Here is a 19,892-nt window from a genome sequence, read left to right as displayed (position 1 = left end):
GCTTCAATAGCCACGTCTTTGTAATTTATAATTGCTTCTGCCAGCTGGCCAGCATTGCCATAGGTGGCACAAACTCAGATTTCTCTAAATCTCCACACCAATTCCCAATATTCTTACCCAGCTCTATGAAGTTTTTCAATGATAGATTACAAGTAATTGCTGCCATCAGCACGTCGGCCAATGTATGGTGAAAATTATAATTTTCTTTTGCCTGATACTTCTTACCACTAAAATAATCCAACCCTTGGTCATCCCGCTGTGGCTCTCGATTAAAGTATGACATCGCAATTTGTGAAGGGTTACCTTCTTCATACATATTCAAAACAGGATGAATCTCCTCCATCAAAAGATAGCCGCCTGGCTTTAGCAGCGAAGCACAAATACTCATAAATCGCTTTAGGTCCGGCATCCAGTTGAGTACGCCAATGGTAATAACTGCAAAGTCAAATTGACCAACATGCTTTTCTGGTAACTCGTAGATGTTAGAACATACAATCTCCATATCTGGATATCCCGCGGCTTTTGCCAGAAGCTTGGCTTGATCGACAAAGGCTTGAGATCCATCAATACCGACGCAACGGCCAGCTCCTTTCTTTTTTATGGATATCAGATCTTTTGCATTGTTGCAGCAAATTTGTACCACTGATTTTCCACAAATATCATAACCACTTACTAATGTATCGAAATCCTTCTCCAAAGCATTAAATTTAGAGTCTGAGACTTGCTCAAGCAGCTGCTTAGTGACTTCCCAATGAATGGAGCCGGCCTCATCCCAAGAAGCCAGTGATTTGTCTACAAAGAATCTAGTTTCTTCTTTCATTTTATCTAGTGAAAACCAGTTTTTAGATGGGTTAAAAATATACTAAGAATTTAAGCGGTAGCCAATACCATCCCCCCCTACTCTTTCCGTTACACCAAATTAAATTTATAAAGCACCTAATACAACCTTCCCTATTTGATAATACACCAACCTGTTGTACTAACCATCTTAAGAAGGGTCAGCAAGCCCTACACTAAAATTGACGACCACCTCATTAAGTAACAAAATTTTAATAAGCGCATCCTCGCTATAGTATCCTGCTATCTCAAATATCGATCTGGCTGGTACTATTGAGGAGAAAATAATCTAGCCAATATTCTTGCCTCCAGTGACATCCTAATCTCTACTTTTTAGGGAATATTACTGTCCCATGTGGATTGGCATATTCTACTCAAGCCTGCCTTTTGACCCGTAGTATCAACCGCCATAGCGGTCTGTAGTGGAGCAAGGGATGCTGATGAAAGTCACCTCTTGTTTTGCACTCTCAATATTCTGGAAATACTAGTTGCACCGAGTATTAGTACACAACGGAGAGGAAATAGTGAAGAATCCTGATGACACTCTGGCAAGCACCGTAAAAGGGTTTAACTTCGATTCGATAAGCTGTTCAAAGCACCAGTAGATGAATACTTTAATGGCGGAGGCGAACCCAACCCTGAACTGGTTGACAGTATCTGCTCCATCGCTGAACCAAAATGCAACGGTGCCCAGGCCTGGGGTATCGCTGAGACATCTTTTTTAAACTGGGCACAGGAGCATATGTCCCTTGTACCGCACATCTCCAATGTCGTGTTGGTGACTGGCGTGTCCCAATGGCCTATCGCATGGGTACCTGTACGCTTGAAGTAACGGAAATAACCTCGACTTACGACTCTCTGCTCCAAGATATATTGGGATTCCGCTCCGGTGGAGTTAAGGAGGGAATCGATGGCGAAGGCGGCGGCAACAGCATCATCACGATAGCATGGCAGGCCAACTATACCGCTTCTTTTCACCAGATCGTAGAGCTATTCCAGCCACCTTTGATGGCGTTGGCAATTTCGGGAACTTTGGTTTCCGCACAATGATCAATCACCCCAAGTTTATGTGGCTCGGCACTGCAAACCCATTTAACTTGGACCCAAGGGGTGGCTGGGAGTTATATAGATTTGCTCCTATAGCTCCCGGAAAGCCCAAGTGGGTCAATGATAACGAGTTGAATCAATAAGGAAATATCTTCTTATTATTTCTACTTTCTAGAAGCTTCTTACCTGAAATAGGTGAGAAGCTTTTTTATGCTTACCTTTTAATATTTATGCCAAAATTTTCTATCTGGATTCAGCCACTGTTTTTATCGATCATCCTGTTAAGCTCTTCAAATAGAATACCTTCTACTTGTTTGGCATTCATTTTTGCAAGCTCAATTTCTGAATACTTTCCCCCCAAGCTTTTAGCCAGTAAATAACCAAGATAATAACCACGCCTGGAAGGCAAGCCTGTCTCGTCTGATGAAAAGGAAGTAAGGGCACTATTAACATCTGGCTCGGTAGAATAGAATTTATCCTTTAAATCCTTTAACGCAAATGCTAGCTGACGCTCCACATCAGGAACCATATCTTCAGGTATATTCAACATCAGCTCATCATAACTGGGGTTAGAATTCAGCTTATAAGCAACATAAGTAGCAAGACCTTCACTCCAAATATCACACCAAAGGGGTTCACATTGTTCAAAATAATTTTCGTGATAGACATGAAATAACTCATGATGAAAAAAAGGTGAGTCATTCTCCCATGAATGGTACTTAGCCATTAGATCCACCCCAAACATTAGGTGACTTTTCCCATCCACCTTGCGTACAGTGCCATTAAATTCATTAAAAGAATGTAGTATGTATATAGGTACATCCACCTCCATATCAAAGAAGACACGCCTAAAGTATTGTAAATTCTCATTTAATTTCTGGCCAAGCAATCTTTCTCGAGAACGATACTCTTCCTCAATACCAGGAAAATCTTTAACTGCAAAAGATATCCTATTTAGAAGAGAATGCTCATCACTTTCATTCACCCCTTCCTTATCTCTGTAAAAGGCTGGGAATTTTTCCACCAGTGATTTAGCAATAAAAGACACCCTCCTATCTTCCTTCATGGCTTCAGATGACTTATACAATTCATAGAAGTCATCTGCTAAATTAACCACCTGATATTCAGCTATACCACTCTTATTTTCACCCTCACCGGAAAACCCAGCCACCCCAAGAGAAAAAACAAGAAACAACAACGATACAAAAATTCTAGTTATTATCACAATAATAGTTACCACTTAGAGATTTATCTTTTTAAAAACTCAACAGAGCCATTCCTACATTTTATGTCCCCACCTTCTAGAGTAAGAAAAGCAATCTCTCTTTGAAATACCCCAAAATGTGCCATATACTTTTTACCATCTTTCAATAAAGGTCCGTTAATAACTCCCCAATCTACCATTACTTTACCATTGTCAATGTAGAATTTTTGTTTTGGCCAACCGCTACTATTGATAAAAGTGCCAAGCAAGTTATCTGGAAAATCATCGGAGCTAACAATCAAGGCAGAATCTGGAGCTTCCGACAGTTCAACTAGCACAGACTTCTTCAGCCGATTCATCTCCTGCTCAAACAATATACCCCTATTTTTCTTATTTAATATTGAGTTATAAGCATAATTAGCTATCACATGGGGCAAGATATAAGCCACATCCTGATTAGTAAATGCAATTACACCAATCTCTCTTTCTGGCATAAAGGATACATGAATACTATATCCACCATAGTTTCCAAACCTTGTCAAAAGCGTCTCTTGATTATACTCTGCCAGATCCCACCCCAAAGTGTATCCAGATCGCTCATAGGTGAAATAGGTTTTAGATTGGTCTACCTGCTTTTCATGAAGCTTATCAAAGATATCGACTTTTGATAAGTTTGACCTGTCTTTATTTATGTTTGCTTGAAGCCATATCGCCAAATCATTGACTGTCGAAACAAGCCCTCCTGATGGATGCATCGTTAGATCTGACTTGAAATGCCCAGAATTAAAGGTATTGCCATCACTAGATGTGATGATAGATGGGAGAATTGTCCTCACCTTGGATACGTTGCTCGTAGTCGCATTCATATCCAGCGGGTCGGCAATATACTCCTCTATTAGATCTCCCCAAGTTTTTCCAGTGACGTTCTCTGCAATCATCGAGGCGACTATCGGGCCTGTATTTGAATATCTAAAATTGTAATCTGGCGCAACAAGTAGATTCTCACTTAATGAATCAATCAGTTCCTCCCTACCAGAATGACCTAAAAACGCTGACTTAAAGGTATGTTGGACACTTGTAAATCCAGCCGTATGGGTAAGTAAATCCCTAATACTGATTTTATTGGTATCAACTTTCCCCTCAAGCCCCAACTGGAGCTTGTAAGATGATATGGGCTTATCCAAATCCAACTTTCCCGAGCTATGCAGGATAGCCATCAAAGTACTGGTAAAAGACTTTGTGTGACTTGCGATTAAGATAGGCGTACTCTCTGTTACTTTAGGAACGTCTTTTGAATAGGCATAAAAGAAATCGAGCCCGTTCTTATCAACTACTGCAACGAAATGTGAACCAATTAAGCGGTTGCTACTAGACATCTCCGCCAGCGCTGACTTTATTTCTTTTTCCGTATTATTAGCTATAGCATAACAATTACTGCCGATCATCAAAGACATTATGATAATAGTGAGAAATCTTAATGCCATTTCTAATACCCTTATTATTATATAAGATCAAAATTGAAAAAATTGACTAGCACGTATTTAAACACTGATTTTATCTTTGGGACAAGCAGAAGCAATACAATATACGATAAATTGACCGTATATATAGGCATTCCGAAAAAACACTTTAAACTGCATTGATTCCAAATTATACACTTACTCAGGACTTACCACTGAACGCCCAAGTACAACCACGATTTACATTACCTATCATTATTACCCGCCTCCCTTCACAGACCTAAATTTCCCTTCAAAGCTAAGTATCTAGCTTCAAGTCCAGGAGTAAAATTTGTATACTTGCCTCTATAAAAGCAGGATTTATGACCATGGCTCCGCTGAGTGACCTCCCAAGGAAGAAAAGTGCAGAACCGGACCGCAAGTTTATTGAAGCCCTCGCCCGTGGACTGGATGTACTGCGGGCATTTCAGCCCGGTGATGGCTTTCTGGGTAACCTTGAAATCGCTCAACGCACTGGCTTGCCTCGCTCTAGTATTTCACGGCTAACCTACACTCTCACTAAATTAGGTTATTTGACCTACTCGGATCGACTGGAAAAATACCAATTAGGGAGCGGCGTACTAGCACTTGGCTATGCTTTTGTCTCCAATCTGGCTATTCGCCAAGTTGCCAAACCCCTAATGCAGGACCTTGCAAACTCCACAGGAACGGCTGTAGGACTGTCTGACCGTGATCGACTCGATATGATATTTGTCGAGTTTTGTGCAGCTGCTAATGTTACGACTTTTCGCTACGAAATAGGTAACCGTGTTTCTCTAGCTACTAGTGGTTCTGGGCGGGCTTTCCTGGCAGCTTTACCTCAAGAGGAGCGTGAGTACTTTTATGGCCATCTGGAGAAAAGGTATAGCGAACGCTGGTCCAAAATCAAGGCTGGAGTTGAAGAAGCGGTAGCAAGCTATAAGCAGCGCGGGTTTTGTTGTTCTTTTGGCGACTGGAACCGCGATGTTAATGGTATTGCTGTCCCCCTACAATTAAGCCAGGGGCGCATTTATACATTTAATGCTGGCGGACCTGCCTACCGCCTGAGCCCAGAATTCCTGGAAGAAGAAGTCGCCCCCTTATTGAAAAATATGGTCGGCAATATTGAGGCTATGCTGATTCGCTACTAGATAACTTGATCCCAGGTTGGTAGCTCAACGCAACCAACCTGGAGGGCAATGCATCACCTCATCGCTGCCTGCCTCGCTAGTGCCCGGCAAATCGGCGGGTATGATAATCTGTACTACCAAACAAATACTGGATTGTAGTTAAGCGTTTAAAATAATGGCTCACATCTAGCTCTTCTGTAACCCCTATACCGCCGTGTAATTGAATTGCTTCCTGGCCTATTAACCGAGCAGCTTTACCGATGCGACTTTTTGCTGCAGAAATTGCCTTAGGGGCAACACCATTATTCATATCCAACTGTAACGCTGCCATTAATAGAATAGAACGGGCCTGCTCATATTCGGTAAACATATCCACCATCCGGTGTTGTAAGGCCTGGAACTTTCCAATAGCAGATCCAAACTGCTCCCGGGTCTTAGTGTATTCCACGGTCTTTTTATATATTTTCTCCATGGCCCCTACTGCTTCGGCACACAGCGCCAGTGTAGCCCGGTCAATTGCCTTTTCCATTACTGGCAAAGCGGCCCCCTCCTCTCCGACCCGGTTTGCTACAGGAACCATCACGTTATTAAACTTTACCTCAGCCGCACGGTGCCCATCCACAGTGGCATACCCCTGGCGGTGGACACCCTCAGTGTTGGCATCTATCAATAATAAAGTTACGCCTTCACAATCATGTTGGCCGCCGCTAGTACGTACTGCCACCAATAGTTTATCTGCAGCTGAACCGTTCAAAACAACGGCTTTGTGGCCATTCACAACGTAACAATCTCCGTCCCTTACAGCTTTGGTAGCAATATCAGACAGATTGAAGCGGCTCTGAGGCTCAGTAAATGCAAATGCCAGCTGCAACTGGCCCTCCATAAACAGACTTAGCAACTCTCTCTTCTGTGCCTCACTCGCACCGCTTGCTATTAGTCCACCACTTAAAACTGCACTGGCCAGGAAGGGTTCCACCACCAGGCCACGACCAAACTCTTCCATCACCACCATCAGATCAACAGCAGAGCCACCCAGACCACCATCTTCTGCACTAAATGGAACCATTAGCCAGCCCAGCTCGGCAAATAACTTCCAATTATCCTGACTAAATCCAGCATCACTGTCTATTAACTTACTGCGACGATCAAAATCATAATCCTGTTGAATAAATTTGCTCACACTGCTTTGCAGCATCTGCTGCTCTTCGCTATAGGAAAAATCCATCGTTCCAATCCTCATTAAACGTCGCGTTTACAGGCCAAGTACCCACTTGCTGATAATATTTTTCTGAATTTCGTTACTGCCACCATATATCGAGGATTTACGGTTATTTAAGTAACGGGGCACACTGCTGGTAATAACGCCAGGACCTACATGCTCGCCATCAAATCCGCCTTTAAATTGCTCTCGGACAAATGGCATTCCGTAGTAACCCGCAGTTTCCATATAAAGCTCATCAATAAGCTGGGCGATTTCAGTTCCTTTAATTTTTAAAATGGATGATTCTGGTCCCGGTGCATTACCGGTACTCACTGCCGCAAGTGCTCTTAGCTCGGTAAACTCCAGAGCTAAAAGATCTATTTCAACCTCTGCCAGCTTTTGCGCAAAGGCCGGATTTTCCAGTAGGTTGGCATCACCATCACAAGTATCACCTGCCAGTTTTTTTAAAGTCTGTAAACGTTTTTTGGAGGTGGCAACCCGGGCAATCCCCGTGCGCTCATGGGTCAACAGTACCTTGGCATAGGTCCAGCCGTGACCCTCTTCTCCTATACGATTGGCTACTGGTACCCGCACATTATCGAAATGCACTTCATTAACTTCATGATGGCCACCCAAAGTCATAATGGGCGATACAGTAATTCCTGGGTGGTTCATTTCAATTAACAGGAAAGTGATTGCGGCCTGATTCTTGACTTCGGGGCCCCCAGTACGAACCAGGCAAAAGATCCAATCAGCCCAGTGTCCCAGAGTAGTCCAGGTTTTGGTGCCATTAACGATATATTCATCGCCGTCTCGCACCGCCGTAGTTTTTAACGACGCCAAATCAGAGCCCGCATTTGGCTCTGAATATCCTTGGCACCACCAAACATTACTTGCCAAAATATCAGGCAAAAACCGTTGCCTTTGCTCTTCACTACCATAAGTGAAGATAACTGGTGCAACCATTTTAAAGCCGAAAGGAATTACATCTGGCGCGCCGAAATTGGCACATTCATTGGCCCAGATATATTTTTGCGTTGGCGTCCAACCGGTACCCCCATATTCTACTGGCCAGTTAGTCGCAGCCCAGCCCTGCTCGTACAGGATCTTTTGCCAGCGTTCATAGTCCTCTTTTCCCAGGGGAATTTCATCCAGGCTCCTCTCGCTGATATCCGCCGGAAGCTTCTCTTGCAGGAATTGCTTAACTTCCTGCTGAAAAGCTAATTCTTCAGGGGAAAAATCTATATTCATTCGCTTGCTCCTGTTTTTATGGGTGCAATTGGCAGATATTTTTCAGCTAACTTCCTTCACCAACTTGCACAATCAACATGTACTAAATTCGGAAGTTCCCTTATACAAGCGGAATAAATTCACTTTCGATCTGGCTCAGCGAGCCCCACTCTTTGTCTTGAGTAAGACTATCTAAAAATAATTTCAGGCTGATATTTATATCTGAGTATCGCTATTCTGACTTTTTCCGACTCACGGAAGTAAGTCCTCGGTTAATGAGCCAACTCTATTGGCGCAATTTTCTACTTAATGGCGTATTTACATAGCTGGTGTATATATTTACCCGCCACTTTCCATCTATAAGCTTCTGAATAACCACTCGACGCACAAAACATTACCATTGAATTCCGCAGAGTGGAATGCTCTTTTCACTTTTGATATTGTCGTCAACATAATAACCATAGTGAGAGAAGCCCCCATGCCTATCACGTCCACTTCCACTGGCAGTCCCATGCTGCAATCTCTTGCAGAAATCCAGGAATATGAAAAAGTTCCTTTGTTACAACGATATCCTTGGGAAAACACCTACGATTTAATTCGGCAGGCTGCTCGTCTTTACCAACAAGATGCAGCTATCGAATTTCTTCCCACCGCTGTACCAGATGAAGAAAGTGTGACCGTGAGCTACTCACAGCTATCCGAGAGAGTTCACCAAACCGCTAATCTACTCCACTCTCTCGGCGTTAAATCGAAAGATACAGTTTCACTACTATTACCCAACCTTCCAGAAACTCACTTCGCACTCTGGGGTGGACAGGCAGCGGGGATCGCCAGCCCTATCAATCCACTGCTTGAACCCGAGCATATTATCGAGATCATGAATGCCACCAAGGCCAAGGTATTAGTCAGCCTTGGGCAGGACCTCAGTGAGGAGATATGGGAAAAGGTTGCGCAGGTCATTGAGCGGGTACCAACCTTGAAGGCACTGCTGCTAATCAGTAAAAAACCGATTAGTACCATATCCATGCCTTCCGACATTAAAGTAGAGAATTTTGTATTGGCAATTGCCCAACAGCCAAACGACCATTTAATTAGTGGGCGAACTATCCAAGGTGATGAAATTGCCAGTTACTTCCACACCGGGGGGACAACCGGGCGACCTAAAATTGCGCGCCTGACCCACAGTAATATTGCATTTGTTGCTCAGCTAAGTGTGGACACAACTTCCAGTAAAGGACGCTTTGCTACCCTCAGCGGCCTGCCTCTATTCCACATTTTTGGTGCTGTAGTCGCCGGCATTGGCACTCTGCTTGCCGGCCGCACAATTGTCATAATGACTCCCTCAGGTTTTCGTTCCCCCAATGTGCTCCCCAACTGGTGGCATCACGTCGCCCGCTTCCGGGTACAGGGCTTTGGCGCCGTACCCACTATTCTCGGCGTCTTGCTGCAAATTCCTGTGGGCGACAATGACATCAGCTGCCTGACAGATATTGGTTGCGGGGCCTCGCCTTTACCCGCCGGACTCAAGGCCACATTTGAGGAAAAATTCAATGTAACTATAAGCAACGGCTACGGCATGACAGAATCCAGCTGTCTGCTGGCTCGTCCCCCAACAGATATGCAAGCACCCGAGGGCAGCGTTGGCCGCCGCCTCCCCTATATGGAAATGAAAATTGCCGAAGTGGACGGAAACCGGCTAGTGGGAACCTGTGACACTGGTGAGGTCGGTATTGTACTCGCACGGGGGCCGCATATTTTTTCCGGCTACCTCTCTGAAGAGGACAATGCAAAAGCCTGGGTTGACCACACCTGGTTCAATACTGGTGATATGGGATATGTCGATGGTGATGGTTATCTTTATCTGACCGGACGCGCCAAGGACTTGATTATTCGTGGCGGCCATAATATCGACCCTGCCCTCATAGAGGAACCGTTAGCTCGTCATCCTGCTGTTGCTATGGCTGTTGCAGTGGGCCAACCCGATGCCTATGCCGGGGAGGTTCCGGTAGCTTATGTCACTCTATTTCCATCAGATCATCCGCCTACTGAAGAGCAGCTTATCGACTACTGTCGCACCCAAATTTCTGAGCGTGCAGCCATTCCCAAACGTGTGGAAATTATTGATGAGGTTCCCCTGACTGCTGTGGCCAAAGTATTTAAACCGGCCCTACGCAATCGTGCTACCGAATATGTAATTGGAAAGGCACTACAGGAAAAAAGCATTGCAGCGGAGTTTTCTGCACATTTTGACGCTTCCCGCGGGCAAATTGCGAAAGTTCAGCTGAAGCAAGATTCAAGTAAAACCGCAGCGAGGGAAGCCTTGGAGGATTTACCCGTAGCACTGGAGTTTGACTAAATGAAGACGTTATCCGCAAATCTACTGCTACTCGTAAAGAAGATCCCGTGACTGGAAAACTGATTATGCCACATGCCTATATTTATGACGGCGGCCGCAGTGCATTTGGTCGCCATGGAGGTAGCCTTTCTGGTATCAGGCCCGACAACCTACTCGCGCATGTTATTAGAAACCTGATTAAAAGGACTAATTTCGATCCCAAACAATTTGAGGATGTGATTGTCGGTAATACCAATCAATCCGGGGAGGACAGCCGCAACATTGCCCGTTTTGCCGGCTTGCTCGCAGGGCTGCCTATCACCACTGGTGGCATTACAGTAAATCGCCTGTGTGGTTCAGGCCTGTCTGCCATAGCCGATGCTGGCCGCTGTATCCAGTCTTCGGAAGGCGACTTGTTTATTGCCGGCGGTGTTGAGTCAATGAGCCGTGCTCCGCTGGTTCTCTCCAAAGCGAATAGCGCCTTCGATCGCACCCAGGAATTGGCAGATACCACCCTCGGTCCCCGCTTTACCAATCCCGACATTGTTGCCGAATTTGGCAGCCACACCATGCCACAGACAGCCGATAACATCGCTGCGGACTTGAATATTCAGCGAGAAGAGTGCGACCTTTTTGCGAAAGCATCACAAGCCAAGTATGAAGCCGCTCGGGCTGATGGTTTCTTCATCGATGAGATTATTCCTATCGAAGTGCCGCAAGCTCGAAAACAACCATCGCGACTTATCGATACCGATGAGCACCCCCGCCCCGGTACAAGTCTTGAACGACTGCAAACACTGCCCACGCTGTTTGAAGGTGGCGTGGTTACTGCCGGCAATGCCTCAGGTATCAATGACGGTGCGGCGGCAATGATAATTGGCAGCCTGGAAGCCGGCCAGGCCGCAGACCTCAAACCTCGCGCACGAATTCTTGCCAGCGCTATCGCAGGCGTAGAACCAAGAGTTATGGGACTGGGTCCTGTTCCGGCAACCCGCAAGGCATTATCACGGGCAAACCTCAGTTTGGCAGATATGGATGTTATGGAGTTTAACGAGGCTTTCGCGGTGCAGGCCATGGGCTGCCTGAAAATGCTGGAGATTGATTACGAGGACGCACGGGTTAACCCCAATGGTGGCGCCATCGCCGTTGGCCACCCCTAGGTGCCAGTGGAACACGTATTTTGCTAACAGCCTTACGCCAATTGGAGCGAACCGGTGGCCGCTATGCACTGGTTACCATGTGTATCGGCATTGGTCAGGGAATCGCCGTGGTTATAGAGCGTATTTGAAAGCCATTGGAACTATCAAATAGCCATTTAAGATCTGGAGATAACAATGTCCACCGTAAATTATGAACTCATTGGTGATATCGGAGTTATTCGACTAAACAATCCACCTGTCAACGCTCTATCACATGGTCTGCGTGAGGGAATCTGGGGAGCCATCAAGAGTGCTCAAGAAGATGCATCCGAAGCACTGATTTTACTTTGTGAAGGCCGCACCTTTATCGCTGGTGCGGACATAACGGAATTTGGCAAACCACCGCAAGCACCTATGCTCTCGGAAGTTATTACAGAAATTGAAAACTCACACAAACCGGTGATTGCCGCCATTCACGGCACAGCCCTTGGCGGCGGTTTTGAAGTGGCGTTGGCCTGCCACTATCGCTGCGCCCTGAAATCAGCCAAAGTCGGCTTGCCTGAAGTCAAACTGGGCTTACTACCTGGAGCCGGAGGCACGCAACGTACTCCGCGGCTGGCAGGCGTTTCTGCAGCACTGGAACTGATCACCTCAGGTAATCCCATTTCGGCCGCAAAAGCCGAAAGTATGAAGCTTATAGACCGGGTGATCAGCGATGACTTACTTAAAGGCGCCCTCGCCTTTGCTCGTGAACTGATCAATCGCAAGGCCCCCGTACGTCGGGTCAGGGATATCCATATAGATCCCGCCAGTATTCCAGAGGGACTGTTTGATGAGTTTCGCCAGCGTCTGAACAAAAGAGCCCGCGGCCAGCTTGCACCACAACATATTGTCACTTGTATAGAAGCTGCAACTCAACTGCCCTTCGATAAAGGGCTGGCGAAAGAGCTGGATTTGTTTATCGAATGCCTACTCTCAGACCAGTCAGCCGCCCTAAGGCATATGTTCTTCGCTGAGCGCAGTGCAACAAAAATTAAAGGACTAGCTAAAGATACCCCCACCAGAGAAATCAACAGTGTCGGCATTATCGGTGGCGGCACCATGGGGGGAGGTATTGCCATGAATTTCGCAAATGCAAATATTCCAGTCAAACTGGTAGAGATCAATCAGGCTGCCATCGACCGTAGCCTGGCTGTAATCGATAAGAATTACAGCATTAGCATGAAAAAGGGAAAACTCTCAGAAGCCCAGAAAACACGCAGCCTCTCTTTGATCACAGGCACCGCAGACTATGCAGAGCTGGCAGACGTAGATCTGGTTATTGAGGCTGTATTCGAGAGTATGGAGCTCAAGCAGGATGTTTTTGCCAGGTTGGATCAAATCTGCAAACCTGGCGCCATTCTAGCAACGAACACGTCTTACCAGGATATCGACCAGATTGCTGCCGTCACCAATAGGCCTGAAGATATTATCGGACTACATTTTTTCAGCCCAGCGAATGTGATGAAACTTCTTGAAGTAGTTCGCGGTTCAAAAAGTACCGATACTGTCATTGCCACCGCGATGCAACTGGCAAAAACCATCAAAAAAGTTCCTGTACTAGCGGGTAACTGCTATGGATTCATCGGAAACCGTATGCTTCGCCCCTATGCTAGAGAGGCTCAGCTGTGCCTGTTAGAGGGAGCAACTCCCGAGCAAATCGATACAGTAATGCAGTCTTGGGGAATGGCTATGGGCCCTATAGCCGTAGGGGATCTGGCAGGTCTAGACATTGGCTACAAAGCGCGCCAGGGTTTGAGTAAAGCTGAAAAAGGTGATTCCAAAACCTATTGCATTGCCGATGCCCTGGTTGAGATGGGCCGCTTGGGCCAAAAGACTGGAGCCGGTTACTACCGCTATGACTCAGAAACCCGTGCCCGCAGTAACGATCCAGAAGTACTCGCAGTGATAAAAGCACAGGCGGAAGCTCACGGAGTAGAACGTCGAGAAATCCCTGATGAAGAAATTCTCAATCGACTAATTTTCGCCTTAATTAATGAAGGAGCCAGAATCCTGGAGGATGGTATAGCCCAGCGCCCCAGTGACATAGACGTTGTCTACGCATACGGATACGGTTTCCCTCCCCATCGTGGTGGCCCAATGTACTACGCCGATCGAATAGGCCTGAAAAAAGTCTACGATACCATTTGCACATTCCGTGATCTGCACGGAGAAGCCTACTGGGCTCCCTCCCCTCTGCTAGCCCGGCTGGCACAGGAGGGCAGAACATTCGCAAATTGGGTTGACGACCAAAGCTAAAATTCCGCGCCATAGGGGGAACTGGTAGAGCTACCGATCCCCCTCTTTTCTTGTTGTAACCTAGATCAATAACCTGCAATACGATGACAAGACCTGGTATTTTAATAGAATCACAACCACCAACAAACCAATCATATCCCAACGTGCTACCAGGGCCAGAAGGCCACACCAGAGCCAGCGTCAAAAAGAACAACTGGAAAGGCATTGGTTTTGCACTTGCCACTGCGCTGGTAGCTAGTACTGCTGCGGCAGCAACTAAATGGATATCAGCTGCGGTACCCGTGCCATTGATTGTCCTCAGTCAATACAGTATCTGCCTACTATTGCTGGCTCCGTGGCTGGTGCGACAATCACCGCGACAACTCACAACCCAACATTGGAAAACCCATCTGATACGCGGCTTTGCCGGCTGGCTCTGTTTCTTCGCCTATTTTTCTGCGCTCAGCCGTATTTCCCTGATGGAGGCCGGATTATTGCGCAATGCAGCCCCCATTTTTGTTCCCCTTGTAGGTTGGCTCTGGGCTCGTGCACAGATACCAGTAACACACTGGCTGCCAATTGTGCTCGGACTACTGGGCATCACCCTGATTCTACAGCCAGAAATCAACGGTATTAGTAGTGGTCACGCCTTTGGCCTGATCTCGGGAATAACTTTGGCTGCGTCTATGGTGGGCACACGAATTTTGTCCCGCACTGACAGGCCGAGCTTAATTTTACTTTACTACATCCTAATTTCCTTTGCTTGTAGCCTGCCCCTGGGGATCTACTATTGGCAACCGATCCCAGCATGGACCCTGCCCTACCTGGCTTTTAATGGCGTTTCCGTATTGCTGGCTATATGGCTCTATACAAAAGCTTATAGCTATGCCAAACCCAGCGTAGTCTCACCAATCAGCTATTTTGGGGTGGTGATTGCAGGTATTCTCGGATGGCTAATTTGGCAGCATCTACCCAATATAACTGCAATGATCGGCACACTTATTGTCATCGGTGCAGGCCTACTCACGGTGTACTTCTCCACCCGGCAAGCGACTAACGTGCGTCCATCCTAAATTAATTTATTACAAGGCAATAGTTGATGAACTGGCACAATAAAAAACAACCACCTTTCAATGATCATTTGGGAATCAAGATTGAAGAATGGCAGGAAGGTCGTGTAGTGATCAGCGCTACCGTTCAGCCGGAACATTTAAATAGTCATAGAGTGCCCCACGGTGGTTTCATTACAACATTAATAGATGTCGCAGGTTCCTACAGCGGGCTCTACTGCCCATATCCCAACCGCAGAAGGAGATCGCTCACTCTATCCCTTACTACAAATTTTACTGGCCGAGCCAAAACTAATCAGTTAATTGCCATAGGGAAGTTAACAAATTCCGGGCATAAAATTTTTTATTCCACCATTGAAGTCTATGATAGCCAAGAGACTTTAATTGCAACCGGCCAAATGACCATGCGATATCGCAGCGGTAGTGAGATAATGGAAGGTGAAATCATAGAGGGCGACGCTGTAGAAAGCATTTAGCCATTTCAATCAAAAAGTATGGCATTGTGCAAATTCACCTTCAATGAAAGGCTTGACCTATCACTTGGATTCTGCCCAGAAATAAAAAAGGCGGCTCTGAAAACCCTTGTATTTTTTATGGTTAGCCCGGCTGCTTAAGCTATCTACTCAATGAACACAACCTGCCCAGACCACTGAAACCAAACAAAAAAACGCACAGTAAAACCAACATAAAAATATCGATCTTAAAGAAACAGCCAGGCCGTCAGTTAAGGATGTATTTAGAGATAAGAACTATTCTTTTGGTAAAAAACGGCTTAGCAGATCTTCGTTTAATGGATACTTTTTAAGCAATTCCACCAATTTCCCAGCCCCTTCCATAGGTTTCAGGCTGCTTAGCGCTCTACGTAGAATTCTTATACTTTCAATATTTTTGGAGTTCAGAAGTAGTTCCTCACGGCGGGTACTACTTTTAGCTATATCTAACGCAGGAAAAATTCGCTGTCTCGCAATTTCCTTTGATAAAACCATTTCCATATTACCAGTGCCCTTAAATTCTTCAAATATTACCTGATCCATCCTGCTCCCAGTATCGACAAGAACGGTCGCCAAAATCGTAAGCGACCCACCATTTTCTATCTTTCTTGCAGCACCAAACAACTTTCGCGGAATTTCCATGGCTCTAGCATCAATGCCACCCGACATTATACGCCCTCTACCCTTTTGCTCCGCATTATGTACACGTGCAAGCCTTGTCAGTGAATCAATAACAATCATTACATTGTGACCCTTACCTGCTTCCTCTCGAGCACTTTTGAGAAGATCATTAGCTACACGAACATGTTGTTCATAGCTATTATCCGAAGATGAAGCATGTACCTGAGCAGGAACACTACGCTTAAAGTCAGTCACCTCCTCTGGCCTTTCATCAATAAGTAATGCATAGAGTTTTATTTCTGGATAAGCTTCCCCTACAGCCTGGCAAATATGCTTTAAAATAGTAGTTTTACCGCAACCTGGCGGGGCAACAATCAAACCTCTCTGCCCCATGCCGATTGGTGTAATTAAATCCATCGCCCGCACTGTGAGCTCCGAAGAACCTAACTCGAAACGAATTGCCTCTGAAGGATTAACAGCCACACCATTTAAAAACCGCTTTTCAGGGTCAATATGAGAACCATCTTCCGGCTTTTTATCAGGTTGTTGCGAATCCAGATTCCTTTTAACTTTCAGAGATAAAATCTTTCTAGCCATAGCGTATATTTGAACACCTAATTAAATATATATTTTGGCGCAAGAACAGCACCATCAAAAAACTACCAATTTGATTCTGGACTTTCTTTGAGTGTTAGATCTAGCAATGCCACACCCCTTGACTCACCAACAGTAAGATTGTCATTTACTTCTTATTTTTAAGTAAATCTCACATCCCAGTCTTTTCAGATCAGCCGCCCAAAAACATATGGCAAACTTTCAGCAAAACCTTTGAATATAAAGTTTATATTTTTCAATGTTAGGCAATGATCCCTGAGTGGGCCGCAACAACCTGCCAACTCCCAGATACCTTTGACCATACACGTGTAAAAGCAAAACACCCTCCCGCCGACTCACCAGAATAGATTCCGTCAACTTTTGCTTTTACCGATACTACAGCCAAACTATCCCCGCTAACCAATATCTTTTGATCAGACAGCTCTATTGAAGAAAGGGCAAGATTACCACTTTCATGCGCAACAAGATCCATACTTTTGCTCAAGCGCTGCCCTAGATGATTTGTAAATATGAGATTTTCACTCAAAAGCTGATCAAGAATAGGTAAATCAGAAGATATCATGGCAAGACGCAGTCTTTCTTCAGCCTCAACAATCTCTTCTTCTAAAATGTTATTCATAAGATCCATCTCTGACTTTTCTGGATACAGAAATAATAGCAGTTAAAATAGGGCTAACCTTCCGGCCCTATTAAAAATCTCATAAATTACAATCGTATATTCAAGAGTAAATTACTATGAAGGCAGACTAGTTGGAGCCGAACTTCATAGGGTTTTTCCCATGCACTCTAAGCATAGTCATTTTAGCTTTTGAAACTGCACTGGGAGATCCACTTGTAAACCCAAAAAACAATTATCGCTATCCAGGCAAATATAAACACTACCCCTATATATTGCCATTTCCTGCGGGAAACGTGGAACCCCCCTATAATTCATGGAAATTTTGCAATTCCATCGAAGAAAACAGCCGCGAAAACGCTGGCAAAAAGATACTCAATCTTGCTCAATTTATCATACATAAACAAGCAGTTATACCCACCAAGTTAGGCCGGAACATCCAGTGCGGAATCTAACCAATTTTAGCTGCAACCTGATACACATCTCAAAACTCCAGGCGCATTTGCTAAAATCTAATCCGCACTTGGTGCAGCTCACTCAACGTTACCCACGCGTTCTTGCCTTTCCAGCTCCTCCTTCATTACCGCTTTGATCTCTTCTAGTACAGCATCCACATCTGCACTATCCGATGAGTTCTCAAATTTACCACTGAGCGTCGAATTGGGCCTTAGGTTGCCCTCTTCAAAGAGTGCCCACATTTCTTGAGCGTATTGTGTATCTAATAGGGCTGGTGAAAATTCACCATAATATCGGCGCATATTGTTGACGTCGCGTATAAACATTTCTTTTGCGTTATTATTGGCGGCGGCATTAACGGCTTGGGGTAAATCAATAATCACTGGCCCACTGCCATCGACAAGCACATTAAATTCTGACAAATCACCATGTACAATACCTGCACATAGCATTAATTTAATGTAATGCATCATAAGAGCATGGTCTTCATTTGCTTGCTCTTCAGACATCAGTACATCCCCGAGCCGAGGAGCAACATCGCCCTCTTCGTCGGTGACTAACTCCATTAATAGCACACCATCAACACAACCAAATGTCTCGGGTACACGTACACCAGCATTAGCTAAATTTGATAGGGCATCAACCTCGGCATTTTGCCAGGTCTCCTCCTGTAATTTACGTCCATAACTTGAACGCTTTTCCATGGCCCGTGCACGACGACCACTGCGAACTTTTCGGCCTTCTTGATATTCCGCTGCCTTTTTAAAGCTGCGCTTAGCCGCCTCTTTATAGACCTTGGCACAACAGATTTTGTCACCACGGCGGACAACAAACACATCGGCTTCTTTTCCACTAGTTAACCGACTAATAACTTCACTAATTAAACCATCTTCTACCAGAGGCTTTAAACGCTGGGGAACTCTCACTTATTACCTGCTAAAACAAAGGGGAATCAATACTTTCTTGAATATCTGTTTATCTATTTTCGTACACCTCACACTCAGCTGCAAGCCGTTATTACCACAAACAAATATCAAAGTCAACCCCCAAAGATCAAGAAAGAGGTCATGAATTGATTAGATGCTAGCTGAAGATTGAGCCTATTGCTTCTAGCACACCAGTAACCGCATCGACCAAGCCTTCAACAAAAGCGGTCAAAACACTAGCGAAAACCTCAATCAGCCCCTCACAGGATTCGGCCACAACAGCTGGGAGGAATAGACCCGCTACTGCGGATACAGCAATAGCTGATGATATTAATTCAGCGCCATATATTGCGCTATAACAAACAACACAAACTATTGCCAGTGAGAAAACTGACTGTAAAACTTTCAATAATTTAGATTTTTCTTTGGCATTCTCAGCCATAAAACTTCCTATATAACTCCCAAATAATCGGGAGTAAATTCTTCTGAAACAGAAGCATAATTTGTTGTTCGCTGTAAAATTTCCGCCTAAAGTGTGCTGGACATTGGGCAATGTTTAAGCGATTTGTTATGCATCATCGTTACTAACTGTGGATTTCTCTCGACTGTAGTAGTCATCGCATCCCTACACCTTGCCTGCAAAAAACCTAGTACCTTTTTAGCTGTAATTCTTCATCGTGCTTAGAGGCACGCGGCCAGTTGAACCCTGATAACCCTTAGTGGACAACTCTAAGTAAATATGAATAGAAATATAGGCGCCAAAATTAACTTATTATATTCCATTAAGTTTTCTTTGGCACCAAAGCTGCGTAAAATCGATAGACACTAAATGATATTAGTGGCTTCGATTGAGCTGGCTCCTGTGAGCCAATTGCTTAAGAGCTCCAAGAGACCCCAAAACTAACGACTAGATCCATCCTCTCAACAGGAGAACGGTAGCGTGATGTAAAAGTAGATAAAAGGCGCTGACCCAAGGTGCTACCAACACCAGGGGCCAGCTAACCAAATTGATACGCTAATTATCAAAATGGCTATATGCATAGTACGCTAGAAACCCGCTCGCCTTCAATAAAGTCGAGTACATTCAGCAGCTTGGAGCGATTCCCCAGGCTCTGGGAGCGTAGCGCCCGCCTTTTCTTCTTTTACGCCTACCGTTCTCGCGCTCCCCCTCGCATTTCCTCCATACGTTACTTTCGAAGCACTCCCACCGTGGAAGATC

General features: G+C 45.2%; 15 protein-coding genes and 1 pseudogene. 7 read left to right on the top strand and 9 right to left on the bottom strand.

Going from position 1 to position 19,892, the window contains the following annotated elements:
• Positions 1-25: 25 nt before the first annotated feature.
• On the bottom strand, positions 26-820 hold the full coding sequence (locus GL2_RS15150; RefSeq protein ID WP_143731434.1) for a bifunctional 2-polyprenyl-6-hydroxyphenol methylase/3-demethylubiquinol 3-O-methyltransferase UbiG: 795 nt from the start codon (positions 818-820) through the stop codon (positions 26-28).
• An 824-nt stretch (positions 821-1,644) separates the two neighbouring features.
• Here GL2_RS15150 and GL2_RS15145 point away from each other — a divergent pair.
• Positions 1,645-1,887 carry a hypothetical protein gene (locus GL2_RS15145; protein WP_143731433.1) on the top strand — a complete coding sequence of 81 codons (243 nt, stop codon included), beginning with the start codon at positions 1,645-1,647 and terminating at the stop codon, positions 1,885-1,887.
• 250 nt (positions 1,888-2,137) lie between these two features.
• Here the strand turns inward: GL2_RS15145 and GL2_RS15140 are convergent, their stop codons facing one another.
• Positions 2,138-3,124, bottom strand: a complete 987-nt coding sequence (locus GL2_RS15140) for a hypothetical protein (protein WP_143731432.1) — start codon at positions 3,122-3,124, stop codon at positions 2,138-2,140.
• An 8-nt stretch (positions 3,125-3,132) separates the two neighbouring features.
• Positions 3,133-4,572, bottom strand: coding sequence for a serine hydrolase (locus GL2_RS15135; protein ID WP_143731431.1), 1,440 nt, complete (start codon positions 4,570-4,572; stop codon positions 3,133-3,135).
• 344 nt (positions 4,573-4,916) lie between these two features.
• Between GL2_RS15135 and GL2_RS15130 the strand changes: the two genes are divergently transcribed.
• Positions 4,917-5,717: an IclR family transcriptional regulator gene (locus GL2_RS15130; protein ID WP_143731430.1), complete on the top strand. Its 801-nt coding sequence runs from the start codon at positions 4,917-4,919 to the stop codon at positions 5,715-5,717.
• A gap of 76 nt (positions 5,718-5,793) precedes the next feature.
• On the opposite strand, the gene GL2_RS15125 is transcribed toward GL2_RS15130, so the two are convergent.
• Positions 5,794-6,921 (bottom strand): acyl-CoA dehydrogenase family protein, encoded by a 1,128-nt coding sequence (locus GL2_RS15125; protein ID WP_143731429.1) that lies wholly within the window; start codon positions 6,919-6,921, stop codon positions 5,794-5,796.
• A 27-nt stretch (positions 6,922-6,948) separates the two neighbouring features.
• Positions 6,949-8,148 (bottom strand): acyl-CoA dehydrogenase family protein, encoded by a 1,200-nt coding sequence (locus tag GL2_RS15120; RefSeq protein WP_143731428.1) that lies wholly within the window; start codon positions 8,146-8,148, stop codon positions 6,949-6,951.
• A gap of 457 nt (positions 8,149-8,605) precedes the next feature.
• Here GL2_RS15120 and GL2_RS15115 point away from each other — a divergent pair, with 457 nt between their 5' ends.
• The 5 genes and pseudogenes from GL2_RS15115 to GL2_RS15095 all read left to right on the top strand — a co-directional run bounded on the left by GL2_RS15115 (position 8,606) and on the right by GL2_RS15095 (position 15,424).
• Complete coding sequence (locus GL2_RS15115; RefSeq protein WP_143731427.1) at positions 8,606-10,483, top strand: acyl-CoA synthetase; 1,878 nt, start codon at positions 8,606-8,608, stop codon at positions 10,481-10,483.
• A 65-nt stretch (positions 10,484-10,548) separates the two neighbouring features.
• Positions 10,549-11,750: pseudogene (locus tag GL2_RS15110) on the top strand (3-oxoadipyl-CoA thiolase).
• A 46-nt stretch (positions 11,751-11,796) separates the two neighbouring features.
• A complete protein-coding gene (locus GL2_RS15105; protein ID WP_143731426.1) occupies positions 11,797-13,899 on the top strand; it encodes a 3-hydroxyacyl-CoA dehydrogenase NAD-binding domain-containing protein in 2,103 nt (700 codons plus the stop codon).
• Positions 13,900-14,042: 143 nt separating this feature from the next.
• Positions 14,043-14,951: a DMT family transporter gene (locus GL2_RS15100; RefSeq protein ID WP_232053638.1), complete on the top strand. Its 909-nt coding sequence runs from the start codon at positions 14,043-14,045 to the stop codon at positions 14,949-14,951.
• Between the two features lie 26 nt (positions 14,952-14,977).
• A complete protein-coding gene (locus tag GL2_RS15095) occupies positions 14,978-15,424 on the top strand; it encodes a PaaI family thioesterase (RefSeq protein ID WP_197736465.1) in 447 nt (148 codons plus the stop codon).
• Positions 15,425-15,697: 273 nt separating this feature from the next.
• Here GL2_RS15095 and rho read toward each other — a convergent pair whose 3' ends face one another.
• The 4 genes from rho to GL2_RS15075 form a co-directional block, all read right to left on the bottom strand.
• Positions 15,698-16,657, bottom strand: coding sequence for a transcription termination factor Rho (gene rho, locus GL2_RS15090; RefSeq protein WP_143731423.1), 960 nt, complete (start codon positions 16,655-16,657; stop codon positions 15,698-15,700).
• A 259-nt stretch (positions 16,658-16,916) separates the two neighbouring features.
• Positions 16,917-17,294 (bottom strand): nuclear transport factor 2 family protein, encoded by a 378-nt coding sequence (locus GL2_RS15085; RefSeq protein WP_143731422.1) that lies wholly within the window; start codon positions 17,292-17,294, stop codon positions 16,917-16,919.
• Positions 17,295-17,824: 530 nt separating this feature from the next.
• Entirely contained in the window at positions 17,825-18,673 is an 849-nt protein-coding gene (locus GL2_RS15080) for a PA4780 family RIO1-like protein kinase (RefSeq protein WP_143731421.1), read from the bottom strand.
• A gap of 157 nt (positions 18,674-18,830) precedes the next feature.
• On the bottom strand, positions 18,831-19,115 hold the full coding sequence (locus GL2_RS15075) for a hypothetical protein (protein WP_143731420.1): 285 nt from the start codon (positions 19,113-19,115) through the stop codon (positions 18,831-18,833).
• Positions 19,116-19,892: the final 777 nt, after the last annotated feature.

The organism is Microbulbifer sp. GL-2 (genome assembly GCF_007183175.1).
Lineage (GTDB): Bacteria > Pseudomonadota > Gammaproteobacteria > Pseudomonadales > Cellvibrionaceae > Microbulbifer.
Note: the sequence above shows the minus strand (reverse complement) of the source record. Positions and strands in the feature narration are given on the sequence as shown.